Origin of the sequence: Vibrio tetraodonis (assembly GCF_003350295.1) — a bacterium.
Classification (GTDB): Bacteria; Pseudomonadota; Gammaproteobacteria; order Enterobacterales; family Vibrionaceae; genus Vibrio; species Vibrio tetraodonis.
In genome coordinates this window covers 24081-35964 of the sequence record NZ_QLYY01000021.1, presented here as the reverse complement: position 1 = coordinate 35964, position 11884 = coordinate 24081, and the positions used below count along the sequence as shown (strand labels likewise).

Here is an 11884-nt window from a genome sequence, read left to right as displayed (position 1 = left end):
GTCGATCATTGCTGCGTTGAGCTATACCGCAAGCCACGCTTTATTGGCAGTAAAGGGACTATGATACATAGGATCCCTATCGCAGTCAGCCAATCAGGGATTTCGTTAAACCACCATACTCCGAATAAAGTGACAAACACTAAGCCAGAGTATTCTGCGACGCCAATTTCGCCTGCGGGCGCTTTTCGATAGGCTAAGACCGCGAGGCCGTTATATAGCAAGACAAAAACAGCACTAGCAGCGATAAGGCTGAGTTGAACAAAGCTGATTGGCTGCCAATAGGCCAAGGCTAGCACAGCGGATAAAGGCACTGAGAGTACCGAGGTCCAGAATAGCGTGTTTATCATGGTCTGTTTTTGCGGTAGTTTACGGGCAGAAACATTAAATAACGCCAGTGTTGTTGCCGTGGAAAGGGCAAATAGAGCAGCCCAGTGAAACTGAGAAGGTCTGAGGACGATCAGAACGCCGATAAAGCCGAGTATCGTTGCTAATATTTTGCTTCGAGGGGGCGTTTCTTTCAACATCAAGACCGATATTGGCAACATAAGTAATGGGGCGGCGTAAAATACTGCATTAGCACTGGCTAATGCCAGATGTGTGATAGCAACCACCATACAGCCACTGCCGATAATGACTAAATGGGCACGAAACAAGTTTAACCATGGCGCGTGAAGTTGTCTGGACTCCACACACTCCTTTCTCCAAAATGGATATATTACAATCACAGATATTAGCTGCCGGATAAAAATATATTGGTTTGGATGGATGCTGCCATCAAGTAATTTCACCATTACATCTGACAGCGATGCACTTAGGTTACCTGCAATTAACAGCCATAAAGCTAGAGTGTGTAACGAAAGCTTGCTCACGATTTGCGGCTGAATTTCATGTCAATATGAGCAATATCATCCTCAAGGTATGGTGATGAGGTAGGTATAAATCCGTGCTGACGGTAAAAGCTTTCTAAATGTGCTTGAGCACCTATTTCAATATCTTCTGTTGGCCAAAGTTTTTCACATTCTATCAGTGCTCGTTTTAATAGCGTATGACCTAATCCACCCCCTCGGTGAGAGTTTGCAGTCGCTACTCTGCTTATGCTCACATTAGGGTAGCTAATATTCTTAGGTAGTAACCGTGAATAGGCAATCAACTCATCATATTTATAACCCAGTAGATGATGAACACCGTAAATACAGTCTTTTCCATCTAGTTCAGGATAAGGGCAAGCCTGCTCAACAACGAACACATCTACTCTTAATTTCAGCACTTGATACAACTGGTGAGTGGTTAATTGTTCGAAAGTGAGGAGTTGCCATGTGATCATAATCTGCCTTATTGCATATGTGTTTAGATACGGAGCTTAAAGGAATCGATTACCTACCGCATTAACCATTGTTAATTTTTCTGACGTTTCTTGATACGACTTAAGCTAATTGGCGTAATACCCAGATAGGCCGCAATATGGTAGTCAGTCAGCCTCTGGCATAGGTGAGGGTAATGTTGGGAAAACAACTCATAGCGCTCTTCAGGTGTATAGAGCAGCATAAAGCGTTCCTTACTCTCCTTGTTCATAAGCTGAGTTTCCAACAGCTTTATATAAATCGGATGTTTGTCATCCCGCCAGTTGCGAAGGGTGGTAATAGGCAGAGAAAACAAAACACATGCAGTAAGAGATTCCAGTAAGTAAGGGGAGGCCTGTTGCTTGATTAAGCCTTCAAAACCAATGATCCAATCGTCTTCCCAGTAAAACTCTTTACTGAACTCTTTTCCTTTATCGGTTAAATAGGCAGAGTGACAAACGCCTTCAATCAAGAAAAAAATATCTTCAGCGACTTGGCCTTGATTGAGCATTATGTGCCGTGTAGGTAACTCCACCAGCCTAGCGCAATCGACGAGCTGGTTTATGTCTTGCTGGTTAAACCCCGCATTGGAAAGTTGTTGTTTAAAATGTGCGATTGGATCCATATTGCTGACTGACTAGATGTGTTTTCTACAATTTTACCCCAATAAGAACAATTTATTGTGAATCTTGGGGATTAAAAACGCCGCGATTAAAGCCGCGGCGTTGGAAAGATGGAATTTAGTTTGGCATCTCTATTTGGTAAACAGCAAAACCAACATCGTCGGTGGCCACTTTTTTCATCGGATATTGGCCATTACTTTTGATAAAGTCCGCCGCTTTGTCACTTGGTGAAGTTTCAAAGCGGATATCGAGCGCTTTATCGGAGTTAATCGGCGCAAATCGCCAGTTATTGTCCGCATTTGGTTTAAATTCACCTTGCTCTTTACTCACGCGAGTAATGTAGTTGGCAATAATGGAACGGTTTTCATCTGGCGAGTCAAAGGCGATAAACTCGCTGCCTGTACCCGGGAACTTATTGCTGTATGCGCGGTAGTTATTGGTTGCGATTAGGAAGTCTTGCTTCATGTCCAGAGGCTTACCTTGGAAGGTTAGACTTGTAATACGCTGCGCATCAGGGTTGATGAGTTTACATTCTCCGTCGTATTTAGCAGGTTGAGTCACGTCAATTTGATACTCGACACCATCAATCACATCAAAGTTATAGGTACGGAACTCATCCCAGTTAATCAACTGCTGAGGCTGGGTACTATTTGGGTCAATTTGATTAAATTGACCCGCACTACATTCAAGCCAGTCTTTTACTTGCTGGCCCTTAACTTTCATTGCAACCAAGGTGTTTGGATAGAGGTAAAGGTCGGCGGCGTTGCGGAAAGTCAGTTGTCCAGATTCAACCTCGGTGAAGTTAGCCGGATCATTTTTACGGCCACCGACTTTAAATGGAGCGGCGGCAGAAAGAACCGGAATATCAGCTAAGTCAGGGTCTCCTTGAATAAAACGCTCGACATAATCCTTTTGAGCCAAGTTGACAATTTGTATGGTTGGATCATCTTGGACTAAGGCCAAATAGCTGTACATCACACCACTGGCTTTACCAATTGGCTGATTAACAAAGTCGCGCGTGCCTTTGTGATCGAATGTCAGTGCTTTGACCATATCTGGGTCTGCTTGCGCAAGTGACGTGTTATTGTTCTGGTCGAAAATTGGTCGAGCTTGCGCTTCTCCTTTGACAACTTTCCACTCGCCTTTATCTTGTTTGAGCTCAAGGTCGATGACTCCTACATGGCTGCCCCAACGGCCAGGCATCACAGAGGCCACACCATTAATTGTGCCTTTTATGTTGTCCACACCAGGAATATTATCAAAGCCTTTACCCGGGAATACTGCGTGAGAATGTCCAAAAGCGATAGCATCAATCCCTTCGACTTCTGCTAGATAGTAGGTTGAGTTCTCTGAGCCAAGTTTGTATGGGTCTGAGGAAACACCAGAGTGGGGGATAGCGACAATGACATCCGCACCTTGTTTCTTCATTTCTGGAATGAGAGCTTGGGCTGTTTGTTTAATGTCTTTAGCAAACACTTTCCCTTCTAAATTTTTCTTATCCCAAACCATGATTTGTGGGGGAACAAAGCCAATATAACCAACCTTGATTTGATGTTCTTCACCATTAACGTCTTTAAATGTGTGTGGCTCTATGATGTAGGGCTTGAAGTAATGTTGCCCTGTTTCTTTATCGAATACGTTGGCATTGATATAGGGAAAGTTGGCGTCATTGATGGTTTCTTTTAGAAACCCTAAGCCATAGTTAAACTCATGGTTACCTATATTACCCACATCATAGCTAAGCAAGTTCATCGCTTTATAAACAGGATGAATTTCACCCGGTTTTATTCCTTTTGCAGCCATATAATCACCCATAGGACTGCCTTGAATTAAGTCGCCATTATCAACCAGAACACTATTTTCAACTTCAGCCTGAGCTTGTTTCACTATAGTCGCAGCGCGAGTTAGACCAATTTTTTGGCTCGGTTTGTCTTTGTAGTAATCGTAGTCCATCAAGTTGGTGTGAATGTCGGTGGTCTCGACAATACGTAACTTGATAGTTTCGGCCATGGCCGGTCCTGCAATAGTCAGCATGCCGCTTAAGACGGCTACCGCAAGAGGGGTGACTGCGACTTTCATGGTATTAGCTCCAGTAGCGTTGATTTTAAACCAAGCATAATTTAGCAAAAGCTTGTGCAATGAATATTTCACTCACTAACGAAATGTGATTTGGAGTCAGGGTTTTTACTCGGTTCTGTCTGCGAGATCGCATCTAGATTCTGTTGCTAGGACAAAGCTAGTCCTTGCATATCACCAAAAGGTATAAAAAATAAAATTTTAGAATTTCAAGTAATATGTATGTGGCGCCATAATGCGTTCAAAGACAGGCAAGGAACAGCATGATGACGGACAAGGATACGATTTCTCAATTTCCCAAAAACAACATAAGAAAGTTGAATCCATCAGTTTCGGCTCTAAATAGCACTGGGCAAAGTGTTTTGCATGCTGGAGACGTTGCCCTGATCGGTGCAGGCCCCGGAGACGCTGAACTACTGACACTTAAAGCGCTGCGTTTTATCCAACAGGCTGATGTGGTTTTGTATGACTATTTGGTTTCCGATGACATTCTTGCTTTGATCCCAAGCGATACCATCTTGGTGTGTGTTGGCAAGCGCGCAGGCCATCACAGTGTTCCTCAGGAAAAAACCAATCAGTTGTTGGTCGATTTTGCTCTACAAGGCCACCGCGTTGCACGCATAAAAGGGGGCGATCCTTTCGTTTTTGGTCGTGGAGGGGAAGAGCTAGAAGTATTGGCTGACGCAGGGATTAAGTTTCAAGTCGTGCCCGGAATTACCGCCGCCTCTGGCGCCACAGCGTATGCGGGAATTCCGCTCACTCATCGAGATTATGCACAAAGCGCGATGTTTATTACCGGTCATCTTAAAGCAGACAGAGATGGTATGGATTGGTCTACCTTGGCAAGAGGTAATCAAACCTTGGTCATCTATATGGGGTTACTCAAGTCAGATTATATCCAAGAACAGCTGATACTACATGGACGCGCATCTGACACACCGATAGCCATTATTGAACGTGGTACCCAAGCTTGTCAGAAAGTATTCATTGGTCAATTGTCCGAGTTAGCGACACTAGCTCAGGATGCTAAGTCACCGTCTTTGATCGTGGTTGGAGAAGTGGTCACGTTATCAAGCAAACTTGCTTGGTTTGGAGAGCCCCAGAGCGCCTTACCCCAGCAGCAATTCGCCTAACGTCTTTTAACCTCAATAAGCTGCTCATTGCGAGCGTATAGGAAGCACTAACATGGATCAACAAGGTTTAACCCATCTACAGCAGCTCGAAGCCGAGAGTATCCACATCATAAGAGAAGTGGCAGCTGAGTTTGATAATCCGGTGATGATGTACTCGATTGGTAAAGACTCATCCGTGATGCTACATCTAGCTCGCAAGGCGTTTTATCCGGGCAAAATTCCTTTTCCACTGCTGCATGTCGACACTGACTGGAAGTTTAAGGAAATGATTGAATTTCGCGACAAAACAGCAGAGAAATATGGCTTTGAGCTTTTGGTTCATAAGAACCCAGAAGGTTTGGCTATGGGGATCAACCCTTTTGAGCATGGCTCCTCTAAGCACACAGATATTATGAAAACTCAAGGTCTCAAGCAGGCACTAAATCAATATGGTTTTGATGCAGCCTTTGGTGGGGCAAGGCGAGATGAGGAGAAATCACGAGCAAAAGAACGAGTCTATTCCTTCCGTGATAAGAACCATACTTGGGACCCTAAAAATCAGCGCCCAGAGCTGTGGCATACCTATAACGGCCAAATCAATAAAGGGGAAAGTATACGTGTTTTTCCACTTTCAAATTGGACTGAATTAGATATCTGGCAATACATCTATCTAGAAAATATCGACATCGTTCCTTTGTACTTTGCGGAAAAACGGCCTGTTGTTGAGCGTGATGGCATGTTGATCATGGTTGATGATGAACGAATGAAACTTGGTTCTGGTGAAATCGTTGAAGAGAAAAAGGTTCGCTTTCGCACCCTAGGCTGCTATCCGCTTACAGGGGCGATTGAATCTCAAGCAAACACATTGACTGGCATCATAGAAGAGATGTTAGTTGCCACCTCTAGTGAGAGGCAAGGTCGTGCGATCGACCACGATCAATCAGGATCGATGGAACTTAAAAAGCGTCAAGGCTATTTCTAACAGGATCGAGGAAGCATTATGAACACGGCAGTGGAAACTCAATTAGCAGAGCTGGGTATAGAAGGCTACCTAACTCAGCATCAACACAAATCATTACTCCGATTTCTAACTTGTGGCTCGGTCGATGATGGCAAAAGTACTCTGATTGGACGATTGCTTCATGATTCAAAGCAAATCTATGAAGATCAGTTAGCTGCTGTTCACGCCGATAGCCAAAGGGTTGGTACTACGGGTGAGCGTCCTGACTTAGCTTTGTTGGTTGATGGATTGCAGGCTGAACGCGAGCAAGGTATCACCATTGATGTCGCTTATCGCTATTTCTCTACCCAAAAGCGTAAATTTATCATCGCCGATACACCTGGACACGAGCAGTACACGCGAAATATGGCCACTGGCGCTTCTACTTGCGATCTGGCGGTGATATTGATTGATGCGCGCAAAGGTGTATTGGATCAAACTCGTCGACACTCCTTTATCGCGAATCTACTTGGCTTGAAACACTTTATTGTCGCAGTCAATAAAATGGACTTGGTTGATTACTCACAGCAGCGCTTTGAGGAGATCCGTGACGATTACCTGGCTTTTGCTAATAAGCTGCAAGGTAAAACAGATATCCATATCGTTCCACTTTCGGCGCTTGAAGGAGACAATGTGGTTGAGACTAGTGAGCGCCTTAAATGGTTTGATGGTCCAGCTTTATTAGATCTATTACAGAGTGTTGATGTTACTAAAACCAAAGAAAATGGTGAGTTTCGTTTCCCTATTCAATATGTTAATCGGCCTAATCTCGATTTTCGAGGCTTCTCTGGCACCATCGCCTCTGGCTCGATTAAGGTTGGTGATGTCATCAAGGCGTTACCATCAGGAAAAACATCTCGCGTAGCCAGTATTGTTACTTTCGATGGGAACTTGTCACAGGCTCAGGCTGGATTAGCCGTCACCCTGACATTGGAAGATGAGATAGACATTAGTCGTGGTGATTTGATTGTCCATGAGGGAGATGCTGTTGCTCTTAGCTCGCATTTATCAGCAGATGTTGTGTGGATGACTGAGCAGCCTTTGGTCACTGGACGAGAGTATGACATCAAAATTGCTGGCAAGAAGACCATAGGACGTGTGACGTCTATTCAGCATCAATACGACATTAACAATTTATCTAAGCATGATGCTAAGGAGCTGCCTTTAAACGGTATTGGTCTTTGTGATTGGACCTTGAATGAATCCGTGGCACTAGACCGTTATGACCAGGTACAAGATAGTGGCGGTTTTATCATTATCGATCGCTTAACTAACGTGACTGTGGGGGCTGGACTAGTTCGTCAAGCACTAAGTGAGCGGACACCGTCACCAAGCGAGCGAATGGGGGCATTTGAAAATGAGCTGAAAGCCCTGATCCTCAAACATTTTCCCGAGTGGGACGCCAAAATCTAACTAATTGAGGGTGTGCACGATGTGGCAACAAGGATTTGTGCTAGCGGTATTATTAGGTATTGTTATTAGCCTTATTGCCACGCGCGTTAAGCCAAGTTTTATTTTTGCTGGGGCAGCATTTGTTGCCTTTCTCGCTGGCAGGATAGAGCTAGGTGATGTCGCAACAAATTTTACTAACTCTTCTTTACTGACTTTAGTTTTGTTGATACTTGCATCGAGCGCATTGGAAAAGACACGTTTGGTGAGTTGGGTTAGTCGCTCTTTGTCCTCTGGGAGATTGGCGACCGTGATTGCCAAGTTAGGATTATCAACCGCGTTACTTTCTTCCTTCACCAATAATACCGCTGTGGTGGTGGCCTTAATTGGTGCGATAAAACGTAACCAAACCCATGCGCCTTCCAAATTGCTGATCCCTTTATCTTACGCAGCGATTCTTGGTGGCACACTGACTTTGATCGGTACTTCAACCAATCTTATTATTAACAGTTTTGTTGAAGATGCAGGACTTCCTAGCCTTGGTTTTTTCACCCCGACCGCCATTGGGCTGGTGGTATTGGTTGCAGGGCTTTTGATTCTGATCCCACTTAGTTATTTTTTGCCATCCAATGACCAGCAGCAAGAAGAAGAGTTACCTTATTTTCTTGAGGCCATTGTCGAGCCTAATTCTCATTTGGTGGGGAATAGTATTAGCGATAACAAGCTGCGTGATTTGCGTAAATTGTTTCTCGCAGAAGTGATAAGAGAGGGTGAAGTTATGCCATCTGTTGAGCCGGACTTTGTGTTGCAGGCAAACGACAGGTTATTGTTTTGTGGTGATATCGAAAGTGTTACCACCTTACAGGAGATCCAAGGGTTAAGATTGTTTGGTCAGCACCATCTAAATGGTCAAAGCTTAGTAGAGGTGGTGGTCAGCTCTTCGGCCAGTTTATGCACCAAAACATTGAAATCAAGCGAGTTTAGAGAGCGATTTGACGCGGTTGTAGTGGCGATTCGACGTGGTCACGAACGGCTTCGTGGTGGCCTTGGTAATATCGAGCTTAATGCGGGTGACACTCTAGTTCTTGTGCCGGGTAAACGGTTCGAACAGGAAAGGCAAACCCAGAGTAAAGAATTTGTATTGGTTAACGCTCTCGACTCTAGCGCTCGTCTTGATAGCCGGAAGTCTCGCATAGTCTTAATTGGGTTTATTAGTGTCATTGTGGCCGCTTTGATTGGTGAACTTTCGCTTATCAAAGGTTTGTCTTTATTTTTACTTGTCTCACTGTTTAGTGGCGTGGTTCAGCTAGGAGAGCTTAGACGCCGGTTTCCTGTCGATATTGTGGTTATTGTGGGATCGGCCCTTTCCATTGCACAGTTGATGCTCTCTTCTGGCCTTTCGGCCTCATTAGGCAATGCGTTTATTGAAACATTTAATGGCTGGGGGGCTTTTGGGGCTCTGGTCGCCACCTATTTTTTTACTCTGATATTAACAGAGCTTGTTACTAACAATGCGGCGGCGGCACTTGCCTTTCCATTGGGCTATAGCATGGCTTTAGGTTACGGCGTCGATCCCATGCCATTCATTATGGCAGTGTTGTTTGGCGCCAGTGCAAGCTTTGTTTCTCCCTACGGTTATCAGACTAATCTACTCGTATACAGCTTAGGCCAGTATAAATTGGCGGATTACATTAGAGTTGGGCTTCCTGTCTCTTTGGTGTATTCGTTGCTGGTGCTTGCTCTTATTCCAAGATTTTTTCCATTTTAAAGGATGCGCTCATGACATCTCAGGTACAAGTCCAAGACAGTCACATTACTTGGCATCAACACAGTATTGATAAAGCTTTTCGATCTCAGATAAAGCGGCAAAAGCCAGTTGTAGTTTGGTTTACAGGCTTATCTGGGGCAGGAAAGTCGACCATCGCTGGCGCACTAGAAAATGCTTTGGCTGAACGTGGCTATCATACCTACCTTTTAGATGGTGATAACGTCCGACACGGTTTGTGTAGCGATCTTGGGTTTTCGGAGCTAGATAGACGTGAAAACATTCGCCGTATTGGGGAATTAGCTAAACTGATGGCTGATGCTGGCTTAATCGTTCTCTCAGCTTTTATCTCGCCGTATAGGGAAGAGCGCCAGCTGGTTAAAGACTTGCTTCCTGAAGGGGAGTTTGTAGAAGTGTATGTCAATACCTCCTTGCAAGTGTGTGAGCAGCGAGACCCCAAGGGGCTGTATAGAAAAGCGCGTTCGGGCCAGCTTGCCAATTTCACCGGTATTGACTCTGATTATCAGCCACCTCTTGCGCCCGATCTAGATTTACAGGCAGGAGAAAAGCCGATTGATCGTTTGTTGGAAGAGTGCTTACAAACCCTGAGAAGCCGCCATATTATTGCTTAAAACAAAAAAGCTTCCACATTGTGGAAGCTTTTTTGTCAGAGTAAGTTACTCGAAACAAATTTCGATAAAGGCGTTACCCCATTCTGAGGTGAAGGGCATGATGATGATGGCGCCCTCGCATTTATGGCGGATCGTGTGTCCTTTGCCAGAAACGACTATCGGCGTTGCCATATCAAAATCAAAGCCACTTTCAGAGAGGATTCGTTTAGCGCCTCCTGCTACCATGTTGGTGATCTCGCCCACCATGTCAGTCACTTCATCATTCAGGCCATTGGGGCGCTCACCTAGCATGTTTTGCATAATTTCTAGTGCAAGCGTTTCATCAAATGTGATCGACATTGACCCACGAGTTGGTTGACCAACCATACCAATTAAGCCGGATACATCACCGCGAGCAATCTCGTCTTTTTTGACTCGAGGCTTCTGCGGCTTCAATTCTAGAGAAGCCATCGTTTTCAGCACATTCATTAAGGAGGCTAAAAACGGGTTTATAAATTCGGCGCGCATTATCATGGTGTAATATTATTCCGTCTGTCCGGTTGTACATGACTGACAAATTCCATGGGACTCTATCACATGATTTGTGATTTTAAATCCATGTTTTTTAGCGTTATTTGTCAGTAAAGCTATCAAACTATCCTCTTGAAGTTCAATAACATTGCTGCATTTATCACATATTAACAAATGTGAGTAATGCTTGTGTGCGTTACATGAATTGCACTGGATAAAGCTATTGGTCGACTCAACACGGTGGATGAATCCTTGCTCTAGGAGAAAGTCGAGTGCGCGATATACTGTGGGTGGTTTCGCTTGCGGTTCACTCGTCTTTAGCTGTTCCAGTAACTCATATGCACTTGACGCTTTTGGGCTAGCACAGATTAACTCGAAAACCCTTTTTCGCTGAGGAGTCAGTCTCACTCCTCGCACTGCACACATTTCTTCAATTTGTTCTATTAACTTGTGGTCCAAATTTTTCACCAATCACCATTGGACATAGTAATAATATACCATTTCTAGATGAATATCGTTTATCAAACAGTATTTCTGATAGAGCAGTCAGTGAATTGATCAAGTTTTTGATTCCTATGACTGCTGTTAACACTATACGTTACCTTATTCGCAAGCAAAACGATACCGCTAGAAGCGGAAGGGAGTCCTAACTTTGTGGACTTAATTGAGTTACATGTCATGTTATGGGCTAAAAACCTTGGTCGGGCTATTTTTATTCACCAATATATTCTTGGCTGCCAATCCTCTTCTCATGATTTTAATCACACTTTTTTGGGTGAAATTTCTCAAGTTTACCTTAAAGGATGCGGTAAGAAGCAAATCCCATCGATAGATAGAATTAGAACAAAATATGCATTGAATTTTGTATTGTGTCATTTAGGATAGTGGCTCCTATGGGTAATTTTTGAACACTCTTATTTGCTTCATGGAACTATGCTGACTCCAACTCACACTTTTGGGTCAGCATTTTTTTTACCTACCATCACACATTTTATCCCTCTGCTTACAGTGGTTAACACAAGAAGGACCACTTTATGCCAAGGCTTGCAAGTCTGCTAAACCAGCCCGGCAGGCGATGGAGTCTCACCTAGTTACTTCTGTCCCCCGACGTTGGGTGTATGGCTTCTTATTGTTCAATACCCCATCTTAGTTGGATTGAAAAAACATTTAAAAAGTGTGCTTATTCTGGATTTGAATAGAAGTTGGTTTTCTGATGAAACTTTATGAAAAAATCAAATAATAAATATTATAAATCAATCATTTATATTAATTTTCTTTGTGCGGAAGATAAAGTAATGAACAAACGAGATATAGAATGGGTAAATTCAACAAGTATGAACTTGATTGCTTATTTATTTTGTCGTATTTTATCCCCATCCTTAATCGGGATATATGCACTATATGCATTCATGTTTGTCTTTTTAACTATGTACAACT

Annotated in this window: 11 protein-coding genes; 5 read left to right on the top strand and 6 right to left on the bottom strand. The window is 43.7% G+C overall.

All coding sequences use genetic code 11. The annotated features are described in order from the left end of the window. Nucleotides 1-5 precede the first annotated feature (5 nt). From DPF90_RS16020 to cpdB, 4 genes are all read right to left on the bottom strand, one after another. Nucleotides 6-869, bottom strand: coding sequence for a DMT family transporter (locus DPF90_RS16020; protein ID WP_114787344.1), 864 nt, complete (start codon nucleotides 867-869; stop codon nucleotides 6-8). Beyond that, nucleotides 866-1324: a GNAT family N-acetyltransferase gene (locus DPF90_RS16015; RefSeq protein WP_114787343.1), complete on the bottom strand. Its 459-nt coding sequence runs from the start codon at nucleotides 1322-1324 to the stop codon at nucleotides 866-868. The genes DPF90_RS16020 and DPF90_RS16015 overlap by 4 nt, the downstream gene beginning before the upstream one ends. Before the next feature lie 71 nt (nucleotides 1325-1395). Then, complete coding sequence (locus DPF90_RS16010; protein ID WP_114787342.1) at nucleotides 1396-1965, bottom strand: Crp/Fnr family transcriptional regulator; 570 nt, start codon at nucleotides 1963-1965, stop codon at nucleotides 1396-1398. Between the two features lie 115 nt (nucleotides 1966-2080). Next, on the bottom strand, nucleotides 2081-4042 hold the full coding sequence (gene cpdB / locus DPF90_RS16005) for a 2',3'-cyclic-nucleotide 2'-phosphodiesterase (RefSeq protein ID WP_114787341.1): 1962 nt from the start codon (nucleotides 4040-4042) through the stop codon (nucleotides 2081-2083). Between the two features lie 263 nt (nucleotides 4043-4305). Here cpdB and cobA point away from each other — a divergent pair, with 263 nt between their 5' ends. Genes cobA through cysC form a run of 5 tightly spaced genes read left to right on the top strand, consistent with a single transcriptional unit; the run spans nucleotide 4306 to nucleotide 9937 of the window. Next, on the top strand, nucleotides 4306-5172 hold the full coding sequence (gene cobA / locus DPF90_RS16000; RefSeq protein WP_114787340.1) for a uroporphyrinogen-III C-methyltransferase: 867 nt from the start codon (nucleotides 4306-4308) through the stop codon (nucleotides 5170-5172). Nucleotides 5173-5224: 52 nt separating this feature from the next. After that, on the top strand, nucleotides 5225-6133 hold the full coding sequence (gene cysD, locus DPF90_RS15995; protein WP_114787339.1) for a sulfate adenylyltransferase subunit CysD: 909 nt from the start codon (nucleotides 5225-5227) through the stop codon (nucleotides 6131-6133). A gap of 18 nt (nucleotides 6134-6151) precedes the next feature. After that, nucleotides 6152-7564: a sulfate adenylyltransferase subunit CysN gene (gene cysN / locus DPF90_RS15990; RefSeq protein ID WP_114787338.1), complete on the top strand. Its 1413-nt coding sequence runs from the start codon at nucleotides 6152-6154 to the stop codon at nucleotides 7562-7564. A 19-nt stretch (nucleotides 7565-7583) separates the two neighbouring features. After that, a complete protein-coding gene (locus tag DPF90_RS15985; protein ID WP_114787337.1) occupies nucleotides 7584-9308 on the top strand; it encodes an SLC13 family permease in 1725 nt (574 codons plus the stop codon). A gap of 11 nt (nucleotides 9309-9319) precedes the next feature. Beyond that, nucleotides 9320-9937 (top strand): adenylyl-sulfate kinase, encoded by a 618-nt coding sequence (gene cysC / locus DPF90_RS15980; protein WP_114787336.1) that lies wholly within the window; start codon nucleotides 9320-9322, stop codon nucleotides 9935-9937. 45 nt (nucleotides 9938-9982) lie between these two features. Here cysC and DPF90_RS15975 read toward each other — a convergent pair whose 3' ends face one another. Beyond that, nucleotides 9983-10444: a chemotaxis protein CheX gene (locus tag DPF90_RS15975; protein ID WP_114787432.1), complete on the bottom strand. Its 462-nt coding sequence runs from the start codon at nucleotides 10442-10444 to the stop codon at nucleotides 9983-9985. Between the two features lie 15 nt (nucleotides 10445-10459). Beyond that, nucleotides 10460-10918, bottom strand: a complete 459-nt coding sequence (gene zur, locus DPF90_RS15970) for a zinc uptake transcriptional repressor Zur (protein WP_114787335.1) — start codon at nucleotides 10916-10918, stop codon at nucleotides 10460-10462. Nucleotides 10919-11884: the final 966 nt, after the last annotated feature.